Genomic DNA, 22,559 nt, shown 5'->3' with positions numbered 1-22,559 from the left:
ACATACCATGGCAACGATGGAGTTCACGGAGTGGATCAGGGGGCGCACCGACGAACAGCTGCGGGCGCTCGTCTCCGCGCGGCCCGAGCTGATCACTCCGGTGCCCGCGCATCTGGAAGGGCTGGCGTCGCGAGCGGGCAGCCCGTCGGCGGTCGCCAGAGTGCTCGACCGGCTCGACCGGTTCACGCTCGCCGTCGTGGAGACGCTGGCCGTGCAGGACGGGCCGGTGTCCAAGGGGCGGCTGCACGAGCTCATACGCGCCGCCCTGGCCGATCAAGCCGCCCCCACCGAAGCCGACGCCGCCGCCCCTGCCGGCGCCGATCCCGCCGCGCTCGCCGGCTCCGACCCCGAGCCGGCGCTTTCCGCGGCGCTCGGCAGGCTGGGCGAGCTGGCGCTGGTCTACGGGACCGACGACGCGCTCGACCTCGGCCCCGGCGTGCGCAAGGTGCTCGACGACCCGGCCGGGCTCGGGCCGTGGGCGGCCGACGCGTTCCGGCACCACCCGCCCGAGCAGCTCGACGAGATGGCCGACGACATCGCCCCGGGCACCCAGGGCTCCGGCAAGGAACGGCTGGCGGCGGCGCTGGCCCGGCCCGCCGCGCTCGTCGAGTCCGTCTCGGCCGAGGCCAGGGGCGCGCTCGACCAGCTCGCCTGGGGCCCGCCGACCGGTCGCGTGCCCAACGCCAGGCGCGAGGTGCGGGTGGCGTCCGCGCGCTCGCCCATCGAGGAGCTGCTGGCCAGGGGGCTGCTGGCGGCCGTCGGCGAGGAGAGCGTGACGCTGCCCCGCGAGGTGGGGCTCTGGCTGCGGGGCGGCCGGGTGCACCGCGGGCTGCTGGCCGTCCCCCCGCCGCTCGAAGGGGCCACCCGTGACAAGGACCTGGCGGATCGTACGGCGGCCGGGCAGGCGTTCTCGTTCGTCAGGTCGGTCGAGGAGCTGTGCGAGCGGTGGAGCGTCGAGCCGCCGGGCGTGCTGCGTACCGGCGGCCTCGGCGTACGCGATCTGAAACGCACGGCGGCCGAGCTCGACCTGCCCGAGTGGGTGGCCGCGCTGGTGATCGAGGTCGCGCACGCGGCCGGGCTGATCGCGGCGGGCGGCGGCGTCGACGGCGAGTGGCTGCCGACCTCCGGCTACGACCTGTGGCGGGTCAGGGCGACCGCCGACCGGTGGGTCGCCCTCGCGACCACGTGGCTGCACATGGACCGGGTGCCGGGCCTCGTGGGTGACCGGAGCGCAGGAGCTCGCCAGGAGAGAGCGGGCGGAGCGATGCCGACGAGTGGCGAAGCGGGCGCGACCATCAAACGCAGCGACGAGCGGGACAAGGCGCTCAACGCCCTCCACACCGACCTGCGCCGCGCCTCCGCGCCCGGGGTGCGGGCGGCCACGCTGGGCGTGCTGGCGGCCGCGCCGGGCCTCGCGCCCGAGCGCGACTCCGTCCTGGAGCGGCTGGCATGGGAGCAGCCCCGCCGGAGGGGCCCGTTGCGGGAGCGGCTCACGGAGTTCGCGCTGCGGGAGGCCGAGCAGGTGGGCGTGACGGGGCTGGGCGCGCTGTCGGCGCACGGGCGGGAGCTGATCGAGGGCGGTGACCCGGCGGGCGTGCTCGCGCCCCTGCTGCCGGAGCCGGTCGATCACGTCCTCCTCCAGGCCGACCTCACCGCGGTCGCGCCCGGGCCGCTCACGAGCGAGCTCAACCGCTGGATGACGCTCACCGCCGACGTGGAGTCGAAGGGCGGCGCCACGGTCTACCGGTTCAGCGAGGGCTCGATCCGGCGGGCGCTCGACGCGGGGCACGGGGGCGAGGAACTCGTGTCCATGCTGACCCGCCACTCGGCCACGCCGGTGCCGCAGGCGCTGTCGTACCTCGTGACCGACGTGGCCAGGCGGCACGGCCGCATCCGGGTGGGCACCGCCAGCGCGTACATCCGCTGCGACGACCCCGCGCTGCTCGACCAGATCACCGCCGACCGGCGCTCGACCGCGCTGCGGCTGCGCCGGCTGGCCCCCACCGTCATCGCCTCCCGCTCGTCCAGGGCGGCGCTGGTCGACTCGCTGCGCGCCATGGGGTACGCGCCCGTGGCCGAGTCTCTGGACGGCGACGTGATCATCTCCCAGCTCGACAGCCGCCGCGCCGAGGGCCCGGCGCCGGTCCGCACCCTGTCCTCGCCCAACGGCCTGGACCCGGAGGTGGCGGCGGCGGCCGTACGCGCGCTGCGGGCAGGCGACGCGGCGCACCTGGCGCGGCGCGAGCCCGTCGAGACCCCGAGCGGGCAGGTGCCGCGCGGGCCCGCGACGGCCACCATCTCGGCCCTCCAGGAGGCGATCAAGCAGGGCGTGCGCGTGTGGATCGGCTACCTCGACTCCCAGGGGAACGCGACCTCACGCATCCTGGAGCCGGCGCGGATGGAGGGCGGCTACCTGACCGCCTATGACGAGACCCGCGCCGCCGTCCACCGCTTCGCCCTGCACCGCATCACCGGCGTCGCCGGCGTGTGACGGCGGCGGTCTACGCGTCACGGGGCCGACCGGCCACCGGCAGGCCGGCCCTCGCCACCCCCGCCACCGGGCCGCCGTGGGACGCGAGCTCGCGCAGCCGCCGCAGCGAGTCGGCGGGATACCGGACGGCCAGGCCGCCGCCCAGCGCCACCGCCGCCGCCACGGCGCGCGGGTCCCCGGGGTCGGCCGACCAGTCGAGGGCGAGCCGCAGCGCCTCGGGGGCGAGCGTGTCGTCGGCGCACATGTACGACAGCGTCTCCCCCGCCGCCAGCTGCTCCACCGCGAGCCCCTGGGCCCATGCCTCCAGGAACTCCCGCTCCACCTCGGTCAGCGAGTACGCCGCCAGCAGCGCCACCCCCGCCGAGGCCCGGCCCGACACGGCGGGGCCTTCGAGGGCCAGCGACCGCACCCATTCGCGCAGCGGCTGCCACAGCCAGTACCCGTACCGGGCGACCAGCTCGGCGAGCACCTGCTCCCGGTGGTGGGGCACCAGGAAGGCCATCCGCCCCTCCTGAGCGCCGAGCAGGGGATGGCGGCCGTCGACCGGCCGGGTCCCGCGCCTCTCGTGTGCCTGCCAGATCCGCTCCAGCCGGACGAACTGCTGCCTGAAGACCGGCGCGGCCACTCCCTGCAGGAACACCAGCGCCGCCGCCGTCCGCACCTCGTGCAGCGGCGGCTTGGTGTCGAACCAGGCCGCCACCACCCCCTCGCCCGGCGGCTCCGCCTGCGCCGGCGAGCCCGGCGGCGGCTCGTCCTGCACCAGCCGCGCGGCCAGGCGGACGACCTCGGCCGGCGTGGGCAGGATGAGCGCCGTGTCCCTGGCGCGGGCGACCGTCTCGGACGCCTGCGGGCCCACGCCGTACGTGCGGAGGCAGAGGTCGAACAGCTCCCCAGGGTCGGGCGCGGACCACGGCCGCTCCACCTCGACCGAGTGCGAGGGCGCGCCGTTCCTGGTGATGACCAGGTACGAGCCCAGCTCGGCCAGCTTGCGGGCCAGATCGACCAGCTCGGTCCTGTCGGTGCTCACCGCGATCCAGTCGTGCAGCAGGTACGCCCTGCCCGGCTCGTACGCGGTGCAGGCGAGCAGCTCGGCGGCGGTGCCGGCGGGCGACAGCACGGTGATCGTCCCGTCCGCCAGGGACATGCGGGACAGCAGGGCGATGGCCCCCAGCCGCTTGCCCGTCTCCTGCTCTCCCACGAGCACGAGCAGGTGGCCGGCGGCGAGCCGGCGCACCGCCTCGGGGAAGCAGCCGGGCTCCAGATAGGAGCGCAGGAGCGCGTCGGCCTCCCGCCTGTCCAGGTCTCTGGTGACCGGCGCGGCGACCGCCCGCACGCAGTCGGAGATCGCCTTGAGGCGCCGGCTGAGTGCGGAGTCGTCCAGATCGATCTCGCCTGCTTCAGGCGTTTCGGTCACAAAAGTCACCTCAGGTTTTATCTGGAAGATTTTCTACGGAAAGCATTGCCGCCCAACAAGTTTCTTTCATTTCCCACCAAGGAGTAGCGCAGCGTGACGTAGCCGCTCTGACCAGCCTTTCAGCGCGCGGTCCACGACCGAGGACCGCCCACGCGGACAAGACGATCAGGCCCTCCAAGGCTCCTGCCAGGACCCACTGGCCCCTAGGGCTCCAACCATTACACGATCTAGCCCATTAAGAAACCATGAATGGCTGTAACGGGAGAGATATGGTTATTTACGGCCGATCTGGGCCCCGTCCACACGGACTAGTCAAGACCCAGCCGTCCGGCCACTCCCTCGTGCGCGCCCGACCCCCCGCCGATCCGGGCCGAGGGCTCTCCGTTCCGTGATAAGAGTTGACCCTGTCAGGAGGTGAAAATGAGCCAGGAGGACCCGTCTGGCTACCCGTACCAGCCCTATGGCGCCCCCTACGGCCGGCGGCCGCCCCCGCAGTACGGCTACGGCTATCCGCCGCCCCGCCGCGACGAGGGGCCGACCGCCAACGCGATCGTCGCCCTGGTGCTCAACCTCGTCGCGCTCGTCTCGTGCTTCAACGTCCTCGGCCTGCCCGGCGCGATCCTGGCCGGCCTGGCGCTCGGCAGGGCCCGCACGGAGCCCGGTGCCGCCCGCTCGATGCTGGTGTGGAGCTGGGTCCTGTTCGGGCTCGGCTTCGTGCTGTCCATCGGCACGTTCTTCTACCTCGGTCTCAACGGCTACTTCGACGAGTGACCTGCGGGTGACCAGCCCTGCCGCACGGGGCTGAGGGACTAATACGGCGGTGCGGGTTGTTGGAGAGTCGGAGCGGGGGATCCGGGATCAGGAGACGATGGTCCTGTTGCGTCAGGCCCCGTATTCCACCCCCCCGTACGACCCACGGAGAGACCCAGTGAGCGATGGACCGCTGATCGTCCAGTCGGACAAGACGCTGCTGCTCGAAGTCGACCACGAACGGGCGGACGAATGCCGTAAGGCGATCGCGCCGTTCGCGGAGCTCGAGCGCGCTCCCGAACACGTGCACACCTACCGCGTCACTCCCCTGGCGCTGTGGAACGCGCGCGCCGCGGGCCACGACGCCGAGCAGGTCATCGACGCGCTGATCGGCTTCAGCCGCTACCCGGTCCCGCACGCGCTGCTCGTGGACATCGCCGAGACCATGGCCAGGTACGGCCGGCTGCGCCTGGAGAAGGACCCGGTCAACGGCCTGGTGCTGACCTCCACCGACCGGGCGGTGCTGGAGGAGGTGCTGCGCTCCAAGAAGATCCAGCCGATGCTGGGCGAGCGGCTCGGCGCCGACTCCGTCGTCGTCCACCCGAGCGACCGCGGCAACGTCAAGCAGGCGCTGCTCAAGCTGGGCTGGCCGGCAGAAGACCTGGCCGGCTACGTCGACGGCGAGCACCACCCGATCAAGCTGCTGGAGGAGGGCTGGGGGCTGCGGCCGTACCAGCGGGAGGCGGCGGACGCGTTCTGGAACGGCGGCTCCGGCGTGGTCGTGCTGCCCTGCGGCGCGGGCAAGACCATCGTCGGCGCGGCGGCCATGGCGCACGCGCAGGCCACCACGCTCATCCTCGTCACCAACACGGTCTCGGCCCACCAGTGGAAGACCGAGCTGATCAAGCGCACGTCGCTGACCGAGGACGAGATCGGCGAATACTCCGGCTCGAAGAAGGAGATCCGTCCCGTCACCATCGCCACGTACCAGGTGATGACGACCAGGCGGAAGGGCGTCTACTCGCACCTGGAGCTGTTCGACGCCCGCGACTGGGGCCTGATCGTCTACGACGAGGTGCACCTGCTGCCCGCGCCGATCTTCCGGATGACCGCCGACCTGCAGGCCCGCCGGCGCGTGGGGCTGACGGCGACGCTGGTGCGCGAGGACGGGCGCGAGGGTGACGTGTTCTCGCTGATCGGGCCCAAGCGCTACGACGCGCCCTGGAAGGAGATGGAGAACCAGGGCTGGATCGCGCCGGCCGACTGCGTGGAGGTGCGGGTCACGCTGACGGACGAGGAGCGGCTGGCGTACGCGATGGCCGAGTCGGAGGAGCGCTACCGCTTCTGCGCCACCACGCCGTCCAAGACACAGGTGACCGAGGCGCTGGTCCGCCGCCACCTGGGCGAGCAGGTGCTGGTCATCGGCCAGTACATCGACCAGCTCGACGAGCTCGGCGAGCACCTCAACGCGCCGGTCATCAAGGGCGAGACCAGGGTCAAGGAGCGCGAGCGGCTCTACCAGGCGTTCCGCGACAAGGAGATCCAGGTGCTGGTGGTCTCGAAGGTGGCGAACTTCTCGATCGACCTGCCGGAGGCGGCCATCGCGATCCAGGTGTCGGGGACGTTCGGCTCGCGCCAGGAGGAGGCCCAGCGGCTCGGCCGGGTGCTGCGGCCCAAGGCCGACGGTGGGGGCGCCCGGTTCTACACCGTGGTCAGCAGGGACACGGTCGACCAGGAGTTCGCGGCGCACCGGCAGCGGTTCCTGGCCGAGCAGGGGTACGCGTACCAGATCATCGACGCCGACGACGTGCACGGCGGGGTGTGATGCCCGGCCGCTCACCCTGGAGCGGCCAGGCATTCAGCGTGGTGTCACGTCCACGAGACTCCGCGGGCCGAAGACAATCGAACCACCCCCCTCACCTGCGTACTATCACGCCGCCTGCGACATACCCCCATGATCCGATAAATCCACCTGATATGCCCGAATTTTTCGGTATTTCCCGTTAGCAACTTTTGAGGGGGTTCGCCGGACTGCTAGCGGGCCATCAGGCCGCCGAGGAAGAGCACCCCCTCCGCGACGACCCAGCAGGCCACGCTCGCGCCCATGACCCGCCCGAACGTGCGCGGGTCGCTCCTCGACCATGGGAAGAGCCAGGCGGCCGCCGTGGCGCAGGCCGCGAGCGCGGCGAACAGCGCCGACACCGTGGAGACCGCGGCGAGCCGCCGCGAGCATGCCGAAGCGGTTTCGCCCCCCGCGCAGAACGCCTCCAGCCCCCAGTCCGCGAACACCGACAGCACCCAGAGAGCCGCGAGCAGGAAGCTCGCGACCGTGGGAATGATCGGCGAATAACGCAGCTGAATCCGCGCCATCCACCATCCCTACCCCGGCCGGACAACCGCTACTCCCGCCCGCCGCGGCGCCACGGGGGCGGGCGAGAAATGCTGTGGAAGCCACTCAGAGCCGCTACTAGACTGGTCGATTCGCTGCCTTGACCACCTCCGATACCACCTCTGGGAGGCGCTTTCGCATGCCCGCACATCAATTGGCCCCTGACATACCCTCCGACGTGCTCGCCGCCGAGCAGGCGCACCTCGCCGAGTCCCGGGCCGCGCTCAAAGCCATGCGCGTCCATGCCCAGTCGCTGTCCGCGGACGCGGCCGGTGACTGGGTCTCGCAGCAGATCCTCCAGTCCCTCCTCGACCAGCGCGTGGCCGCGCTCGCCGACCACCCCGACACGCCGTTGTTCTTCGGCCGGCTCGACCGCGATTCCAGCGATGACCTGCCGGGCACCATCTACGTCGGCCGCCGCCACGTGCACGACGGCCACAGCAAGCCGCTGGTGATCGACTGGCGCGCGCCGGTGTCCCGCGCGTTCTACCAGGCCAGCCCCGCCAGCCCGATGGGCATCGTACGGCGGCGCCGCTTCGGCTACCACGGCGGCGCGCTGACCGCGTTCGAGGACGAGCCGCTGGCCGAGGGCGACGAGATCGGCCCGTCCAGGATCCTCACCGAGGAGATCGAACGCCCCCGCACCGGCCCCATGCGCGACATCGTCGCCACGATCCAGCCGGACCAGGACGAGATCGTCCGCTCCACCCTGGCCCAGACGGTGTGCGTCCAGGGCGCGCCCGGCACCGGGAAGACCGCCGTGGGCCTGCACCGGGCGGCGTTCCTCCTCTTCACCCACCGCGAGCGCCTGGCCAGGTCCGGCGTCATGATCGTCGGCCCCAACCGCGCGTTCCTCTCCTACATCTCCTCGGTGCTCCCCGCGCTCGGCGAGATCAAGGTCGATCAGACCACCGTCGCCGGCCTGCTCGGCGAGTACGCGGCGCCCGAGGACCCGGCGGTGGCCGCGGTGAAGGGCGACGCCAGGATGGCCGCCGTGCTCGAACGCGCCCTCTGGCTGCACATCGTCAAGCCGGAGGAGGGCGTGGTCTTCACCAAGGGCGCCTACCGCTACCGGGTGGCCGACTACGAGGTACGCGAGATCGTGGCCTCCCTGCGCGGCACCACGCGCTACAACCCGGGCCGGGCGGCGCTGGCGCAGCGGCTGGCCCACATGGTGCTCGTACGCATGGAGCAGCGCGGCGAGTCGCCCGACGACCGGGTCCAGGACGCCGTGGCCCGGTCGAAGCCGGTGAAGCAGCTCGTTGATTCGGTCTGGCCCAAACTCACGCCGGAACAGGTCCTTTATCGCCTCCTCTCCGACCCGGCATTTCTTGAAAAGGCCGCTAAATCTGATTTGTCGCCCGAGGAGCGGGAGACGCTCGTCTGGCGCAAGCCGTACCGGAGCTGGAAGTCCGCCAAATGGACGGCCGCGGACGCCGCGCTCCTCGACGAGCTCCGCGACCTGATGGAACGCACCCCGTCCCTGGGCCACCTGGTGGTGGACGAGGCGCAGGACCTGTCCGAGATGCAGCTGAGGGCGCTCGGCCGCCGCTGCCGCAACGGCTCGGCCACCGTCCTGGGCGACCTGGCCCAGGGCACCACCCCGTGGTCGACCAGCTCGTGGGAGTCGGTGCTCGAACACCTGGGCCAGCGCGACGGCGAGGTGACGGAGCTGACGCTCGGCTTCCGCGTGCCGCGGGAGGTGCTCGACTATGCCGCCCGCCTGCTCCCCTCCATCGCCCCCGCCCTGGCCGCGCCCCGGTCACTGCGCCCCGGTGTCGGCTCGCTCTCCGTGCGCCCCGGCGGCTCGGTCGCGGAGGCCGCCGCCGAGGCCCTCACTCGGGAGGGCTCCATCGGCGTCATCGTCCCCGACGCCCTGGTCGCCGGCGTCTCCGCCGCGCTGGGCGATCTGCCCCACGCCGTGCTCGACCCCGACTCCGCCGAGGAGCACCGCCTCCTGATCGTCCCCGCGACGCTCGCCAAGGGTCTGGAGTACGACCACGTCATCGTCGTGGAGCCGGCCGACATCGTCGCGGCCGAGCCCAGGGGCCTCGCCCGGCTGTACGTCGTGCTGACCCGGGCGGTGACGTCCCTGACGGTCCTGCACGACAAGCCGCTCCCGGCCCAGCTGACGACCTGACCGCCACGTGCGCGGCAGCCGGCACGGCCACTTCTAGGATTGGCTGGGCAAGCAGCTCTCAACCTAGGAGGATGCCGTGCCAGCACCGCTTCCACACGAACACCTGCCGTCGGTCCCCGAGCTCGTGGTCGAGAGCGACGACCTGCGGGGCGGCGAGACGCTGAGCGACCTGCACGTCTTCAACGACTGGGGCATGACGGGCCAGAACCGCTCGCCCCAGCTCCGCTGGTCGGGCGCGCCCGAGGGGACCCGCGGCTACGCGGTCACCTGCTACGACCCCGACGCGCCCACGGGCAGCGGCTTCTGGCACTGGGTGCTGTTCGACCTGCCGGCCTCGGTGACGGAGCTGCCCCAGGGCGCGGGCAACGGCCCCGACTTCAAGGGCCTGCCCGCGGGGGCGATCCACGCCCGCAACGACTACGGCACCAGGGAGTACGGCGGCGCCGCCCCGCCGCCCGGCCCCGCCCACCGCTACGTCTTCACGGTCCACGCGCTGGGAGTCGACAAGCTGGGCCTGGACGGCGACGCCAGCCCGGCGGTGGTGGGCTTCACCATCACCGCCAACACCCTGGCGAGGGGCCACATCATCGCCCTCTACGGCGTCTGACAACGTCCGCGAAACTCTCGCCCGAAAAAGGCGCCCGAAAAGGTCCATCAAAAGGGGACGCCCCGCCGCAAACGGGCGGGGCGTCCCGGACGCTGTCAAAAGGCGGCGGCAGGTGACCGAGGAGAGTGCCGCCGGCGATTCAACGGCAGGACGTCAGCTCCGGCAGCAGCTTGTCGACGAGCGGCAGCCCGAGGCCGAGCCCGCCCGTCGGCAGGCAGAGCGGCGACCGCAGCTGCCTCAGGATCTGGAACTGGGACCACGTGGAGGAGGTGGGCCCACTGTCCGCGTGGGCGGGAACGGCGACAACGGTCGCGGCGGCGAGACTGAGAACGGCGATGCCGAAAATACGCTTGCTGCGGGAAAACATCCTCTGCTCCTTGGGTGAGGCGTGTGTGGCCTCCACCTTTCCTCACTCTAAGTAGCGAATCAATTGTGAAACGTAATGGCTGAGAAACGAAAACAAGAGCGGCCCGGAAAACCCGGACCGCTCTTGCGTGAACGGCGAAGAAAGACCTAGAAGTCCATGTCGCCGCCGCCGGGCATACCGGCGGGAGCGGCAGGGGTCTTCTCGGGCTTCTCGGCGATGACGGCCTCGGTCGTCAGGAAGAGCGCCGCGATGGACGCGGCGTTCTGCAGCGCCGAGCGCGTCACCTTGGCCGGGTCGAGGATGCCCGCCTCGAACATGTTGACGTACTCGCCGGAAGCGGCGTTGAGGCCCTCACCCGGGGTGAGGTTGCGCACGCGCTCCACCACGACGCCGCCCTCGAGGCCGGCGTTGACCGCGATCTGCTTCAGCGGCTCCTCAAGAGCCTTGCGCACGATCGACGCGCCGGTGGCCTCGTCGCCGTTGAGCTCCAGCTTGTCGAACGCCTTGGCGCCGGCCTGCAGCAGCGCCACGCCACCGCCGGGGACGATGCCCTCCTCGACGGCCGCCTTCGCGTTGCGCACGGCGTCCTCGATGCGGTGCTTGCGCTCCTTGAGCTCGACCTCGGTCGCGGCGCCCGCCTTGATGACGGCCACGCCGCCGGCCAGCTTGGCCAGCCGCTCCTGCAGCTTCTCGCGGTCGTAGTCGGAGTCGGTGCGCTCGATCTCGGCACGGATCTCGTTGACCCGGCCCGCGATCTGCTCGGCGTCACCGGCGCCGTCGACGATCGTGGTCTCGTCCTTGGTCACCACGACCTTGCGGGCGCGGCCGAGCAGGTCGAGGGTGGCGTTCTCCAGCTTGAGACCGACTTCCTCGGCGATGACCTGGCCACCGGTCAGGATCGCGATGTCGGCCAGCATGGCCTTGCGGCGGTCGCCGAAGCCCGGGGCCTTGACGGCCACGGAGCGGAACAGGCCGCGGATCTTGTTGACGACCAGGGTCGCCAGGGCCTCGCCCTCGACGTCCTCGGCGATGATCAGCAGCGGCTTGCCGGACTGCACGACCTTGTCGAGCAGCGGCAGCAGGTCCTTGTTGGCGGAGACCTTGCTGTTGACGATCAGGATGTACGGGTCTTCGAGCACGGCCTCCATGCGGTCGGAGTCGGTCACGAAGTACATCGACGTCATGCCCTTGTCGAAGCGCATGCCCTCGGTGAGCTCCAGCTCCAGGCCGAAGGTGTTGCTCTCCTCGACGGTGATGACGCCTTCCTTGCCGACCTTGTCCATCGCCTCGGCGATGAGCGAGCCGATCTCGGGGTCGGCGGCGGAGATGGAGGCGGTGGAGGCGATCTGCTCCTTGGTCTCCACGTCCTTGGCGAGCTTGGAGAGCTCCTCGCTGACGCGCTCGACGGCCGCCTCGATGCCCTTCTTCAGGGCCATCGGGTTGGCGCCGGCGGCGACGTTGCGCAGGCCCTCACGCACCAGCGCCTGGGCGAGCACGGTGGCCGTGGTGGTGCCGTCGCCCGCGACGTCGTCGGTCTTCTTGGCGACCTCCTTGACCAGCTCGGCGCCGATCTTCTCCCAGGGGTCCTCGAGCTCGATCTCCTTGGCGATGGACACGCCGTCGTTGGTGATCGTGGGAGCGCCCCACTTCTTCTCCAGCACGACGTTACGGCCCTTGGGGCCCAAGGTCACCTTGACGGCGTCGGCGAGCTGGTTCATACCGCGCTCGAGACCGCGCCGGGCGTCCTCGTCAAACGCGATCATCTTGGCTGCCATAAGGCTAGACCTCCCAGATGCAGGGTGGCTTGTCGTGGACCGAGCCGACGCCCGCGACGGCATGGGTCAGCATCTCCTTCGGCAGACCCCATCGTCCCGATCCGAGGTTGGCACTCTGCTGCACAGAGTGCCAACGAACTGTTTAGCACTCTACCCTGCCGAGTGCAAGCGAGAGGTCACCTACCGGGCATTCCTTCCCAGGTGAGTCCAGGTGCGGCGCGGGCGATGGCGGGCAGCTTCGCACGGACTGCGCTACCGCGCGAAGCCTGCCATCGTGTACCAGCCGGGCGTGTCAGACGGTCCTGACGGCCTCTGCTTGGGGACCCTTCTGGCCCTGCGTGATCTCGAACTCCACTCGCTGACCTTGTTCGAGAGATCTGTACCCGTCCATCAGGATCGCGGAGTAATGGACGAATACATCCTTACCACCGTCTACCGCGATGAAGCCGTAGCCCTTGTCCGCGTTGAACCACTTGACGGTGCCCTGCGCCACTTCCGACTCCTCTTACTGGGCTCCCAGATCTCGCCCATTCCTCCGCGAGACCCGTAATCGTCTGACTTAAGGGAAAAGTAGCCAGACGATCGCCCTCGACCATACCTGTGGCACGGGGTTTAGCAACAGAGTCAATCCGCAAACGACGCATTTCTTCGCAGCGAAGGTCGTTCAACCTTCATTTGCCCCGGAAAAGCAGAAGGCGCCCACCGAGGGGCGCCTTCGCGGGTGTGATCTATGGCACTCAGCCGCCGGCGACCGCCGGGATGATGGAGATCTGAGTGCCCTCAGGTGCCGGAGTGTCGAGCCCGCTGGCAAAACGGACGTCCTCTTCCCCGACGTAAACGTTGACAAAACGCCGAATCTTGCCCGATTCATCCAGAATTCTCGCGCCGATGCCCGGGTAGTCGGAGTCGAGCTTGGCGAGGACGTCACGAAGAGTCGCCCCCTCGCCACTGACCTCAGCGTTGCCCCCGGTGTATGTGCGCAGAATGGTGGGAATCCGCACAGTAACGCTCATGCTAAAGTCGCCTTTCCTGGTTGTCAGACAGCCGCGCGGAACGCGTCGAGTGAAGGCCGGATCACGGCCGTGGGCTGGGCGTCGTCGCTGATCGCGTCGAGCGTCTTGAGACCGTCGCCCGTGTTGAGCACCACGGTCTCGGCCTCGGGATCGAGCCTCCCGCTCTCGGCGAGCTTCTTCAGCACGCCCACGGTGACTCCGCCGGCGGTCTCGGCGAAGACGCCCTCGGTCGAGGCCAGCAGCTTGATCGCGGCCACGATCTCGGGGTCGGTGACGTCCTCGACCGCGCCGCCGGTGCGCCGGGCGATGTCCAGCACGTACGGCCCGTCCGCCGGGTTTCCGATGGCCAGCGACTTGGCGATGGTGTCGGGCTTGACCGGCTGGACGACGTCGTGCCCCGCCTTGTACGCCGTGGAGACCGGCGAGCAGCCCGCCGCCTGCGCCCCGAAGATCTTGTAGGGGGTGTCCTCGACCAGCCCCAGCCGCACCAGCTCCTTGAAGCCCTTGTCGATCTTGGTGAGCTGCGAGCCGGAGGCGATGGGGATGATGATCTGCTGCGGCAGGCGCCACCCGAGCTGCTCGGCGATCTCGTACGCGAGCGTCTTGGACCCCTCGGCGTAGTAGGGCCGCAGGTTGATGTTGACGAAGCCCCACTTGTCGCCCATGGGGTCGCCGATCAGCTCGGAGCAGAACCGGTTGACCTCGTCGTAGGTGCCGTCGATGCCGATCAGCCTGCCCCCGAACACGCGGGCCATGGCGATCTTGGCCTTCTCCAGGTTGGCCGGGATGAACACGCACGCCTCAAGCCCGGCCCGCGCGGCGGCGGCGGTGACCGCACCCGCGAGGTTGCCCGTGGAGGAGCAGGAAAGCGTGTGGAAGCCGAAGTTGCGGGCCGCCTCGACGGCCATGGCGACGACCCGGTCCTTGAAGGAATGGGTGGGATTGCCGGAGTCGTCCTTCACGTACAGGGACTTGAGACCAAGCGCCCGGCCGAGGTTTCCGGCCTTGACCAGTTTGGTCCAACCGGGGTTCATATTCGGCTTACTGATGACATCGGCGGGCACGGGGAGCAACGAGCGGTAACGCCAGATGTTGGCGGGGCCCGACTCGATGTCGGCCCGGGTCACCTTGCCGAAGGAATAGGCCGCCTCCAGCGGCCCGAAACACTCCTGACACGCGAAGCTGGGGCCGAGCGGGTAACGCGTGCCGCATTCGCGGCAGGACAGAGCGGTGGCAGGACCAAAGTCAAGCGACATGAAGCGAGGCCTTCCCTCATCTTCGCCCGCGGCCACCTTGACCGCAGACCGGAATTGGCACCTTGTCCCGGTCGGCCTCGCCAGGTCGCGAGCCTCAAGCCGGGAGGGTTGCCGGGGCTTCGCAGGGCCGGTCCCTCCACCCCTCTGGATGAGCAATATTCAGTTGTCGAAATGGACTCTACCCGCCCAAGAGGCAGGAATGGTCACCCGTCTCAACAAGTGAGACACGCCGTCTCAGCGATAGTCGTCGCCCAGCACCCCCTGCACGTACTTGCGGGCCTGGTGGATGCGCGACTTCGCGGTGCCGAGCGGGATGCCGAGCTGCTCGGCGACCTCGCTGTAGTCGAGCTGGACGATGTCGCGCAGCACCAGCGCCTGCGCCAGGTCGGGTTTGTCGGCCTCCAGCGCCTCCATGGCGTCGAGCAGGTCGAGCCGCGAGCCCGCGATCACGCTCACCCGCCGCGCGTCGGGCTTCTGCATGGGCAGCTCGTCGGAGCTCTGCTCGGCCGCCCTGCGCTTGAGCGACCTGTAGGTCGTGCGCGCGCAGTTGGCCGTCACGATGTGGAGCCAGGTGCTGAACCGCGCCCGGCCCTCGAACCGGCCGATGTTGCGTGCCACGGCCAGCAACGTGTCCTGCGAGGCCTCCTCGGCGTCCTGGTGGTAGGGCAGGATCCGGGCGCAGTGACGCATCACATCCGGCTCGATCCGCGCCAGCAGCTCGCCAAGTGCGCGATGATCTCCTGAAGCGGCGGACCGGGCGAGTTCCTCGGTTAGCTCATCAAGCGCCATAGCAGGGATCCTATGGGCGAAGGGAGCCTTGATGAACAGCGTTCTGCTGGCCTCCAACAGAGGACCCGTCTCCTTCACCGTCTCCGACGGCGGCGAGCTGACCATGAGGCGGGGCGGCGGTGGTCTGGTGTCCGGATTGTCCGGGGTGGCGAAGGGGGACGGCGTCCTGTGGGTGTGCGCCGCGCTGTCCGACGGCGACCGCAGCGCCGTACGCCTGGCCCCCGGCGGCCGGATCGACCAGGCCGGCTACGACACCGGGCCGCTGCGCATGCTCGACATCCCGCCCGCCACCTTCCACCGGGCCTACAACGCGGTGGCCAACTCCACCCTGTGGTTCGTCAACCACCTCCTCTACGACATCCCCAACGCCCCCTCGTTCGGCACGATGTTCGAGCGCGAATGGGAGTCGTACCGCGACTACAACGGCGCCTTCGCGCTGGCGCTGGCCGAGGAGGCCGGCCACGGCGCCCGCGTGATGGTGCAGGACTACCACCTGACGCTGACCCCGGCGATGCTCCGCGCCGAGCGGCCCGACCTGCGCATCGCCCACTTCAGCCACACCCCGTGGGCGCCGCCCGAGTACTTCTCGCTGCTGCCCGACGAGGTGGTCGGTGAGGTCCTGGAGGGCATCCTGGGCGCCGACCACGCCGGCTTCCTCGCCGACCGGTGGGCGCAGGCGTTCATGGACTGCTGCGAGGCGCTGCTGGGCGCGGAGTGCGACCGCGTGGGCCGTACCGTCACCCACGAGGGGCGCACCACCCGCATCGGCGTCCACAGCCTGGGGGTGGACGGCGACGCGCTGTGGGAGCGGGCCTGCGAGCCCGACGTGGAGTCGCACATGGCCGCGCTCAGGGAGCAGGTCGGCGACCGGAAGCTGATCGTGCGCATCGACCGCACCGAGCTGTCGAAGAACATCGTGCGCGGCCTGGTGGCCTACCGCGAGTTCCTGGACGCTCATCCCGAGTGGCACGGGCGCGTGGTGCACCTCGCCTTCGCCTACCCGAGCCGGCACGACCTGCCCGAATACCGCGAATACACCGCGTCCGTGCAGCGCTGCGCCCAGGAGATCGAGAACGAGTACGCCACCGAGGACTGGGACCCGCTCATCCTCAACGTCAACGACGACTACCCGCGCTCGCTGGCCGCGTACCGGATGGCCGACGTGCTGCTGGTCAACCCCATCCGCGACGGGATGAACCTGGTCGCCAAGGAGGGGCCCGTCCTGTCGCCGCGCTGCGCGCTGGTGCTCTCGCGCGAGGCGGGGGCGGCGGCCGAGCTGGGTCCGCACGCGCTCGTCGTGAACCCGTACGACATCAGCGGCACCGCCGCCGCGCTGCACCGGGCGCTCGTGATGCCGGAGGACGAGCGCCGGATGCGCCGCGACAAGCTGCACGCGGCCGCCACCGCGCTGCCGCCGCACAAGTGGCTGGCGGCCCAGCTCGACGCCCTCGACGAGCGCCCCGGCGAAACCGCGGGCGAGACCCCGGACGAGCGTTGAGAGACCCGCTCAGCGCCAGTCGGCGTGCTTCAGCACCCCCGCCAGCCCTGGCGTGTTCCACTGGTCGACGACGAGGATCCTGCTCTGCGGCAGATACCACTCGCGCTGCGTGAAGCGGGCGCGCACCCTGCCCGACTCGGAGAAGGAGACGCACGTGGAGCGCCAGGCGTTGTAGGCGGCCTTGTGCCCCTTGCCGACCTGGCGCAGCCCCCGCTGGACCTTCGGGCCGACGATCTCGCCCCACTTCCGGTTGGACGGGCAGGGCTGCACGTCGCTCGCCGTGTAGAACGGCCGCTTGCCGGTGTACGGGCCGAAACCCTCGGCGCCGCGCTTGATGTACGACGGCCCGAAGACGTAGAAGGCGTCGCACTCGGGCGTGCCCCACCCCTTCGGCCTGCCGCACCTGCCGGTCACGACCTGCACCGCGTCGGTGCCGGCACCGTGGACCCGCCAGGTGATGGGGATGTACAGGGTCAGCCCGCTGCGCAGCTTGAGCGGCTGCGCGGGCGCGGCGCTCGCGGGCGAGGGGACGGCGGCGAGGAGGGTGGCCGCGGCGACGGCCGCGGCGGCGAGGTATCGCGTGGCCATGCGACGACCCTAGGGAGCGCGACTTGCAGATCAGTCACGAACGGCTGAACGCCGACGCCAGCTCCGCCAGCAGTGCCACCACCCCGTCGGGCCCGTCCACCACGATGTCGGCCTGCTCGGCCAGGGCGGTCACCTCGGCGGAGCCGCTGCACACGGTCACACCGGGCAGCCCGGACGCGCGTACGGCCTCGAACGCCGCCAGATCGCCCAGGTCGTCGCCCACGAACATGACGGACCTCGCGGCCCGCTCCGCCAGGAACAGGCTGAGCGCCTGCCCCTTGTCCATTCCGGGCGGCCGCAACTCCAGCACGAAGCGCCCGGGCTCCACGACCAGGCCGTGCTTCTCGGCCAGCTTGGCAAGCGGCTCGCGCAGCTTGGCCAGCGCGCCCTCGGGATCGGGGCTGCGCCTGGTGTGCACCGCCACGGCGCGGCGCTTGTCCTCGGTGGTCACGCCCTCCAGGCCGAGCGAGTCGAGCAGCAGCGGCAGCTCCGCCTCGGCCCTCGGCACGCCGGCGGGAGGCGGCGGCGCCGAGATCCGGCCGCCCTCCCAGCGCTCGAAACCGTAGTGCCCGAGCACGACGAGCCCGGGCACGGCGGCCAGGCCCGGCCCGAGCTCCAGCGCGGTGGCCGGCGGCCGGCCGGTCACGATGGCCACGGAGCGCACGTGGGCGCCCAGCTCGGCGAGCACCTCGGGGGCCTTGGGGTGGATGACGGCCGCGGCGGGGTCGGGGACGATCGGCGACAGGGTCCCGTCGAAGTCGAGCCCGATCACGGCACCCGCCGGATCCTTCAAGATCGCTTCTATTCCAGGGATGTTCCTCACGCGGCTGCCGTACCCAGCGGGTCAGCGACGCATGCCCAGCTTCCTGGCCGCGCGGTCGCGCTGGCGCGTGGAGCGTAACCTGCGCAGCCTCTTGACCAGCATGGGATCGTGCTCCAACGCCTCCGGCCGGTCGATCAACTCGCCGAGCAACTGGTAGTAGCGCGTGGCGGAGAACCCGAAACTCTCCTTGATGGCCTGCTCCTTCGCGCCCGCGTGGCGCCACCACTGGCGCTCGAAGGCGAGGAGCTCGATATCACGCTCTGAAAGTGGTGGGCGGGACGTTTCCTGGGCAGCATTGTCACCGCTGAGCGGTGCTCCCATGGTGTCCTCCTCGATGGGGCGTGGGCCGGTGCGCGCAGGCGGCCCGTCCTCATCGTAATGTGCCGAGTGCGGCCGTTCACGGCGGATTGGGGAGACGCGCGTCACGGGCTCTCTTCGATCACACCGAACCCGACTTATGGGGAAGACTTCGCACATCGGAATTACTCCACGTATCGGTCTGTTCACCAAATGGACTCCGGACGCATGCCAGAATGCACGCGCGGGCACCCCTCCCCTCCCGCTTCGAGGTCTCCCGCTCGAGGTCGTCGTGTACCAGTTGTCCGTTGTGTTGCTGTCCATCCTGTCCATGCTCTGGCCCCCGCCGGACCCGCCCGTGTCGGAGCGCTGGCACGCGTGGCCGGTGTCGCGGGTCTTTCCGCAGTTCGTGCACGGCGCCAGCCCGTCGGGGGCGCGGATCACGTACGTGCTGGCCGGGGTCGCGCCCGAGGCGCCCTGCCGGACGGCCTTCCAGCCCGCCGCCGTACGTCGGGGGTGCCGCGTGGCCTTACGCGCCACGTACGCCGACAGCACGCAGACGTTCGTCGCGACCGTCGGCGTCGCCGTCCTCGACCCGCCCGAACCGGAGGCACCCGAACGTGAAACGCCCGTGATCGACACGCCCGGGTCCGGCGTGCCCGGATCCGGCACGTCCAGGTCCGGTACGTCCGGGTCCCGGAGGTCCGCGCGCGCTTCCTACCGAACGGGGCGCCCCCCGACCGTGCGGCCGGTGGCCTTTCCCGGAGGGCCCGCCGAGCGGTTCGGCCGGCGGCAGTACGTCACCGGGGTGGTGATCGAGGGCCAGGACCACTACCTGGTGGCGACGGCCGCGGGATACGCCGACGGGCGGCCGTACCGGCGGGGTGACCGCGCCATGCCGCGGTTGCGCGCCACCGCACGCCAGCTCGCGGCGGCGCTGCACCGGGCACTGACGCGATGAGCGGTCTCGCCGCCCTCGCGCTGCTCGCCGCCCTGACCCTGGCGACCGCCCCGGCCTCCCCCGCCGCCGTCCTGGATGGCGCGACCCCCCACCCCACCGCACTCGACCCCACCGCACCCGACCTCGCCGCACCCGGCTCCACCGCACTCGACCCCACCACGCTCGGCCTCGCCGCACTCAACGGTGCCGCGCTCGACCGTGCGGACCTTGATGACGACGACGTCGGGGAGGTGGCGCGGGCCGGGCAGTGGCAGCTCGCCGCGATGCGGCTGCCGCAGGCGTGGCGGTACGGCAAGGGCGAGGGCGTGCTGGTGGCCGTGCTCGACACCGGCGTGAACGGCCGCCACCCCGACCTGCGCGGCGCCGTGATCCAGGGCCCCGACCTGACCGGCGCCGCCAAGGGCCTCTGGGGCCGGCACGGGACGGCCATGGCCAGCCTGATCGCCGGGCGCGGCCACGGCGCCAAGCGCAAGGGCGGCGTCATCGGCGTGGCCCCGGCGGCCAAGGTGCTGTCCATCAGGGTCACGCTCGAGAACGGCGACCCGCTGCGCGCCCGGCAGCGCGTGGCCGGGCGGGACGCGCTCGCCAAGGGCATCCGGTACGCGGTCGACCACGGCGCCGACGTGATCAGCATGTCGCTGGGCGGCGGCAGCGGCTCCTGGGAGGGTTCGGCCTCGGAGGAGGAGGCCGTGCAGTACGCGATCGCCAACGGCGCCGTGCTGGTGGCGTCGTCCGGCAACGACGGCGCCTCGACCAACAGGAAGAACTTCCCGGCCGCCTACCCGGGAGTGATCGCCGTCGGGGCGGTGGACCGCCGGTTCGAGGTGGCGCGCTTCTCCAACAGGCACGACTACCTCTCGGTGGTGGCCCCCGGCACGCAGATCGTCACGGCCGACGCGCGCGACTCGTACGTGGTGAGCGACGGCACCAGCTCGGCGGCGGCCATGGTGGCGGGCATCGCGGCCCTGATCAAATCCGTACATCCAGACATGTCGCCCTACAACGTGCGGATGGCCATCGAGCGCGGCACCAGGAAGCGGCCCGCGGACGGCTACAGCCCCGCGTACGGGCACGGGGTGGCCGACGCGCTGCTCGCCCTGCGGGCCGCCGCCCGCCTGGACCTCCCGACACCGGGGTTCGCCGGCCCGGGACCGTACTTCGGCGAGGGGCCGCCGCCCTCGTCCAGGGGGCCGGTGGTGGCGGGCCTGCTGCTGCTCGTGGTGGCGATGTCGGCACGCGTGATCACGGGCCGCCGCGGACGCCGAGAGTGACCTCAGAACACGAGCGACCCTCGAAAAGGAGCGGGCCCTCCGAGGAGGCGTCCTCGGAGGGCCCGGCAAACGAGCGCGGGCGGGTCAGCCCACGTGCACCACGTCGTGCGTCTCCGCGAAGTGACAGGCACTCTCGTGCCCGGTCCCCGTCCGGATCTGCAGCAGCGGCTCCTCCTGGGCGCAGATCTCCTGCGCCTTCCAGCACCGGGTACGGAAGCGGCACCCGGACGGCGGGTTGGCCGGCGACGGCGGGTCACCCTGCAGGATGATCCGCTCCCGCTGCTCCCGCCCCTCCGGGTCCGGCACCGGCACCGCCGACAGCAGCGCCTGCGTGTACGGGTGCGCCGGCCGGTCGTAGATCTCGACGTCCTTGCCGAGCTCCACGAACTTGCCGAGGTACATCACGCCCACCCGGTCGGAGATGTGGCGCACCACCGACAGGTCATGGGCGATGAAGATGTACGCCAGGTTGAACTCGTCCTGCAGCCGCTCCAGCAGGTTGATCACCTGCGCCTGGATGGACACGTCCAGCGCGGACACCGGCTCGTCACAGACGATGATCTCCGGCTGGAGCGCCAGGCCGCGGGCGATGCCGATGCGCTGCCGCTGCCCTCCGGAGAACTGGTGCGGGTAGCGGTTGATGTGGTCGGGGTTGAGCCCGACCACCTCCAGCAGCTCCTGCACCCGCCGCCGACGGTCGCCGCGTGGGGCGACCTCGGTGTGGATCTCGTACGGCTCGCCGACGATGTCGCCCACGGTCATCCGGGGGTTCAGCGAGGTGTACGGGTCCTGCATCACCATCTGGATGTTGCGGCGCATGTGCTTGAGCTCGGCGCCCTTGGCCTTGGCGATGTCGCGGCCGCTGATGCGCACCGAGCCCGAGGTGGGCCGCTCCAGCGCCATCAGCACCTTGGCGAGGGTGGACTTGCCGCAGCCCGACTCGCCCACGATGCCCAGCGTCTCGCCCTTGTGCAGGTCGAACGACACGCCGTCGACGGCCTTGATGGCCCCGATCTGCCGCTTGACGACGATGCCCTGGGTGAGCGGGAAGTGCTTGACCAGGTCGCGCACCTCGAGGATGCGCTCTTTGTCAGTCATCGAGTACCTCCCTCCAGTAGTGGCACGCGCTGCCTCTGGTGCCGCTGATCTCGTGGAGCGGGGGGTGGTCGGTCACGCAGTTGTCCTGGCGGTACGGGCACCGCGGGTGGAACGCGCAGCCGGTCGGCAGGTCGAGCAGGTTGGGCGGCAGGCCCTTGATCGCATAGAGGTCCTGGCCCTTGAGGTCGACCCGGGGGATCGAGTCCAGCAGGCCCTTGGTGTAGGGGTGGGCGGGGCCCTTGTAGATGTCGTGCACGGGGGCGTTCTCCACGATGCGCCCCGCGTACATGACGGCGATCTTGTCGGCCACGTCGGCCACGACGCCGAGGTCGTGCGTGATCAGGATCAGGCCCATCTGGCTCTCGCGCTGCAGCTCGGCCAGCAGCTCCATGATCTGGGCCTGCACGGTCACGTCGAGCGCGGTGGTCGGCTCGTCCGCGATCAGCACCTCGGGGTCCAGCGCGATCGACATCGCGATCATGATGCGCTGCCGCATGCCCCCGGAGAACTGGTGCGGGTAGTCGTTCACGCGCTGCCTTGCGGCCGGGATGCGCACCCGGTCCATCAGCTCGACGGCCTTCTTCATGGCGTCGGCCTTGGACATGCCCCGGTGCACCCGGAACATCTCGCTGATCTGCCAGCCCACGGTGAACACCGGGTTGAGCGCGGAGAGCGCGTCCTGGAAGATCATCGCGACGCGCTGGCCACGCACCTGCGTGCGCGCCTCCTCCGTCAGCTTGAGCAGGTCGGTGCCCTTGAAGCGGATCTCCCCCTTGGGGATGACCGCCGGCGGCACGTCGAGAATGCCCATGATCGCCTGTGCGGTCACGGACTTGCCCGAACCCGACTCGCCCAGCACGGCGAGGGTCTCGCCGGCGCTGACCGTGTAGCTCACGCCGTTGACCGCGCGCACGGTCCCCTGACGGGTGTGGAACTCCACGTGCAGGTTGTCGACCGCGAGCAGCGGTTCGTTGCCGAATCCTCCCTCGACCGGCAACACGTCCGCTGACGTCTTCTTCACGTAAGCCCCCC

The 22,559-nt window shown here is 70.7% G+C and carries 21 protein-coding genes and 1 riboswitch; of the genes, 8 read left to right on the top strand and 13 right to left on the bottom strand.

The window, feature by feature from the left end; genetic code table 11:
• Nucleotides 1–16: 16 nt before the first annotated feature.
• The gene (locus tag FH608_RS29575) at nucleotides 17–2,491 is read left to right on the top strand and encodes a helicase C-terminal domain-containing protein (RefSeq protein ID WP_139633918.1); all 2,475 of its coding nucleotides are present in this window, start codon (nucleotides 17–19) and stop codon (nucleotides 2,489–2,491) included.
• 10 nt (nucleotides 2,492–2,501) lie between these two features.
• Here the strand turns inward: FH608_RS29575 and FH608_RS29570 are convergent, their stop codons facing one another.
• Nucleotides 2,502–3,905, bottom strand: coding sequence for a hypothetical protein (locus FH608_RS29570; protein ID WP_139633917.1), 1,404 nt, complete (start codon nucleotides 3,903–3,905; stop codon nucleotides 2,502–2,504).
• A gap of 420 nt (nucleotides 3,906–4,325) precedes the next feature.
• On the opposite strand from FH608_RS29570, the gene FH608_RS29565 reads away from it, so the two are divergent.
• Both FH608_RS29565 and FH608_RS29560 read left to right on the top strand, forming a co-directional pair.
• Nucleotides 4,326–4,676 carry a hypothetical protein gene (locus FH608_RS29565; RefSeq protein ID WP_139633916.1) on the top strand — a complete coding sequence of 117 codons (351 nt, stop codon included), beginning with the start codon at nucleotides 4,326–4,328 and terminating at the stop codon, nucleotides 4,674–4,676.
• Between the two features lie 157 nt (nucleotides 4,677–4,833).
• The gene (locus FH608_RS29560; protein WP_139633915.1) at nucleotides 4,834–6,480 is read left to right on the top strand and encodes a DNA repair helicase XPB; all 1,647 of its coding nucleotides are present in this window, start codon (nucleotides 4,834–4,836) and stop codon (nucleotides 6,478–6,480) included.
• A 209-nt stretch (nucleotides 6,481–6,689) separates the two neighbouring features.
• On the opposite strand, the gene FH608_RS29555 is transcribed toward FH608_RS29560, so the two are convergent.
• The gene (locus FH608_RS29555; protein ID WP_139633914.1) at nucleotides 6,690–7,025 is read right to left on the bottom strand and encodes a hypothetical protein; all 336 of its coding nucleotides are present in this window, start codon (nucleotides 7,023–7,025) and stop codon (nucleotides 6,690–6,692) included.
• Between the two features lie 158 nt (nucleotides 7,026–7,183).
• Between FH608_RS29555 and FH608_RS29550 the strand changes: the two genes are divergently transcribed.
• Both FH608_RS29550 and FH608_RS29545 read left to right on the top strand, forming a co-directional pair.
• Nucleotides 7,184–9,184, top strand: a complete 2,001-nt coding sequence (locus FH608_RS29550) for a HelD family protein (protein ID WP_139633913.1) — start codon at nucleotides 7,184–7,186, stop codon at nucleotides 9,182–9,184.
• Between the two features lie 76 nt (nucleotides 9,185–9,260).
• Nucleotides 9,261–9,791 carry a YbhB/YbcL family Raf kinase inhibitor-like protein gene (locus FH608_RS29545; RefSeq protein ID WP_139633912.1) on the top strand — a complete coding sequence of 177 codons (531 nt, stop codon included), beginning with the start codon at nucleotides 9,261–9,263 and terminating at the stop codon, nucleotides 9,789–9,791.
• Between the two features lie 139 nt (nucleotides 9,792–9,930).
• Here FH608_RS29545 and FH608_RS29540 read toward each other — a convergent pair whose 3' ends face one another.
• The 6 genes from FH608_RS29540 to FH608_RS29515 all read right to left on the bottom strand — a co-directional run bounded on the left by FH608_RS29540 (nucleotide 9,931) and on the right by FH608_RS29515 (nucleotide 14,991).
• Nucleotides 9,931–10,158 (bottom strand): hypothetical protein, encoded by a 228-nt coding sequence (locus FH608_RS29540; protein ID WP_139633911.1) that lies wholly within the window; start codon nucleotides 10,156–10,158, stop codon nucleotides 9,931–9,933.
• Between the two features lie 146 nt (nucleotides 10,159–10,304).
• Entirely contained in the window at nucleotides 10,305–11,933 is a 1,629-nt protein-coding gene (gene groL, locus FH608_RS29535) for a chaperonin GroEL (RefSeq protein ID WP_139633910.1), read from the bottom strand.
• Nucleotides 11,934–12,225: 292 nt separating this feature from the next.
• Nucleotides 12,226–12,426, bottom strand: a complete 201-nt coding sequence (locus FH608_RS29530) for a cold-shock protein (protein ID WP_139633909.1) — start codon at nucleotides 12,424–12,426, stop codon at nucleotides 12,226–12,228.
• 244 nt (nucleotides 12,427–12,670) lie between these two features.
• On the bottom strand, nucleotides 12,671–12,946 hold the full coding sequence (locus FH608_RS29525) for a MoaD/ThiS family protein (protein ID WP_139633908.1): 276 nt from the start codon (nucleotides 12,944–12,946) through the stop codon (nucleotides 12,671–12,673).
• A 23-nt stretch (nucleotides 12,947–12,969) separates the two neighbouring features.
• A complete protein-coding gene (gene thrC / locus FH608_RS29520) occupies nucleotides 12,970–14,202 on the bottom strand; it encodes a threonine synthase (protein ID WP_139633907.1) in 1,233 nt (410 codons plus the stop codon).
• A gap of 13 nt (nucleotides 14,203–14,215) precedes the next feature.
• A riboswitch (SAM riboswitch) is annotated at nucleotides 14,216–14,357 on the bottom strand.
• A 79-nt stretch (nucleotides 14,358–14,436) separates the two neighbouring features.
• On the bottom strand, nucleotides 14,437–14,991 hold the full coding sequence (locus tag FH608_RS29515) for an RNA polymerase sigma factor (RefSeq protein WP_139633906.1): 555 nt from the start codon (nucleotides 14,989–14,991) through the stop codon (nucleotides 14,437–14,439).
• Nucleotides 14,992–15,022: 31 nt separating this feature from the next.
• Between FH608_RS29515 and FH608_RS29510 the strand changes: the two genes are divergently transcribed.
• Nucleotides 15,023–16,489 carry an alpha,alpha-trehalose-phosphate synthase (UDP-forming) gene (locus FH608_RS29510; RefSeq protein WP_139633905.1) on the top strand — a complete coding sequence of 489 codons (1,467 nt, stop codon included), beginning with the start codon at nucleotides 15,023–15,025 and terminating at the stop codon, nucleotides 16,487–16,489.
• 9 nt (nucleotides 16,490–16,498) lie between these two features.
• Here the strand turns inward: FH608_RS29510 and FH608_RS29505 are convergent, their stop codons facing one another.
• From FH608_RS29505 to FH608_RS29495, 3 genes are read right to left on the bottom strand one after another with little or no spacing between them, the layout of a single operon-like run.
• Complete coding sequence (locus FH608_RS29505; protein ID WP_139633904.1) at nucleotides 16,499–17,077, bottom strand: hypothetical protein; 579 nt, start codon at nucleotides 17,075–17,077, stop codon at nucleotides 16,499–16,501.
• A gap of 34 nt (nucleotides 17,078–17,111) precedes the next feature.
• Nucleotides 17,112–17,870, bottom strand: coding sequence for a trehalose-phosphatase (gene otsB, locus FH608_RS29500; RefSeq protein WP_226900024.1), 759 nt, complete (start codon nucleotides 17,868–17,870; stop codon nucleotides 17,112–17,114).
• Between the two features lie 51 nt (nucleotides 17,871–17,921).
• A complete protein-coding gene (locus tag FH608_RS29495; protein WP_139633903.1) occupies nucleotides 17,922–18,221 on the bottom strand; it encodes a DUF3263 domain-containing protein in 300 nt (99 codons plus the stop codon).
• 277 nt (nucleotides 18,222–18,498) lie between these two features.
• On the opposite strand from FH608_RS29495, the gene FH608_RS29490 reads away from it, so the two are divergent.
• Both FH608_RS29490 and FH608_RS29480 read left to right on the top strand, forming a co-directional pair.
• The gene (locus FH608_RS29490; protein WP_139633902.1) at nucleotides 18,499–19,158 is read left to right on the top strand and encodes a hypothetical protein; all 660 of its coding nucleotides are present in this window, start codon (nucleotides 18,499–18,501) and stop codon (nucleotides 19,156–19,158) included.
• Nucleotides 19,155–20,429, top strand: coding sequence for a S8 family serine peptidase (locus tag FH608_RS29480; protein WP_226900023.1), 1,275 nt, complete (start codon nucleotides 19,155–19,157; stop codon nucleotides 20,427–20,429). Before FH608_RS29490 ends, FH608_RS29480 begins: the two co-directional genes overlap by 4 nt.
• Before the next feature lie 84 nt (nucleotides 20,430–20,513).
• On the opposite strand, the gene FH608_RS29475 is transcribed toward FH608_RS29480, so the two are convergent.
• The gene (locus FH608_RS29475; protein WP_139633901.1) at nucleotides 20,514–21,527 is read right to left on the bottom strand and encodes an ABC transporter ATP-binding protein; all 1,014 of its coding nucleotides are present in this window, start codon (nucleotides 21,525–21,527) and stop codon (nucleotides 20,514–20,516) included.
• The gene (locus tag FH608_RS29470) at nucleotides 21,520–22,548 is read right to left on the bottom strand and encodes an ABC transporter ATP-binding protein (RefSeq protein WP_139633900.1); all 1,029 of its coding nucleotides are present in this window, start codon (nucleotides 22,546–22,548) and stop codon (nucleotides 21,520–21,522) included. Before FH608_RS29470 ends, FH608_RS29475 begins: the two co-directional genes overlap by 8 nt.
• Nucleotides 22,549–22,559 lie beyond the last annotated feature (11 nt).

This window comes from Nonomuraea phyllanthi, from assembly GCF_006334985.2.
GTDB classification, from domain to species: domain Bacteria; phylum Actinomycetota; class Actinomycetes; order Streptosporangiales; family Streptosporangiaceae; genus Nonomuraea; species Nonomuraea phyllanthi.
The sequence above is the reverse complement of the archived record's forward strand: the minus strand, read 5'-3'. Positions and strand labels throughout refer to the sequence as shown.

What these genes read in the sequence shown, in the direction of transcription:
- FH608_RS29575 (WP_139633918.1), top strand. Translation starts at nt 17, where the DNA reads ATGGAGTTCACGGAGTGGATCAGGGGGCGCACCGACGAACAGCTGCGG.
- FH608_RS29565 (WP_139633916.1), top strand. Translation starts at nt 4,326, where the DNA reads ATGAGCCAGGAGGACCCGTCTGGCTACCCGTACCAGCCCTATGGCGCC.
- FH608_RS29555 (WP_139633914.1), bottom strand. Translation starts at nt 7,025, where the DNA reads ATGGCGCGGATTCAGCTGCGTTATTCGCCGATCATTCCCACGGTCGCG.
- FH608_RS29550 (WP_139633913.1), top strand. Translation starts at nt 7,184, where the DNA reads ATGCCCGCACATCAATTGGCCCCTGACATACCCTCCGACGTGCTCGCC.
- FH608_RS29540 (WP_139633911.1), bottom strand. Translation starts at nt 10,158, where the DNA reads ATGTTTTCCCGCAGCAAGCGTATTTTCGGCATCGCCGTTCTCAGTCTC.
- groL (WP_139633910.1), bottom strand. Translation starts at nt 11,933, where the DNA reads ATGGCAGCCAAGATGATCGCGTTTGACGAGGACGCCCGGCGCGGTCTC.
- FH608_RS29525 (WP_139633908.1), bottom strand. Translation starts at nt 12,946, where the DNA reads ATGAGCGTTACTGTGCGGATTCCCACCATTCTGCGCACATACACCGGG.
- thrC (WP_139633907.1), bottom strand. Translation starts at nt 14,202, where the DNA reads ATGTCGCTTGACTTTGGTCCTGCCACCGCTCTGTCCTGCCGCGAATGC.
- FH608_RS29515 (WP_139633906.1), bottom strand. Translation starts at nt 14,991, where the DNA reads ATGGCGCTTGATGAGCTAACCGAGGAACTCGCCCGGTCCGCCGCTTCA.
- FH608_RS29510 (WP_139633905.1), top strand. Translation starts at nt 15,023, where the DNA reads ATGAACAGCGTTCTGCTGGCCTCCAACAGAGGACCCGTCTCCTTCACC.
- FH608_RS29505 (WP_139633904.1), bottom strand. Translation starts at nt 17,077, where the DNA reads ATGGCCACGCGATACCTCGCCGCCGCGGCCGTCGCCGCGGCCACCCTC.
- FH608_RS29495 (WP_139633903.1), bottom strand. Translation starts at nt 18,221, where the DNA reads ATGGGAGCACCGCTCAGCGGTGACAATGCTGCCCAGGAAACGTCCCGC.
- FH608_RS29480 (WP_226900023.1), top strand. Translation starts at nt 19,155, where the DNA reads ATGAGCGGTCTCGCCGCCCTCGCGCTGCTCGCCGCCCTGACCCTGGCG.
- FH608_RS29475 (WP_139633901.1), bottom strand. Translation starts at nt 21,527, where the DNA reads ATGACTGACAAAGAGCGCATCCTCGAGGTGCGCGACCTGGTCAAGCAC.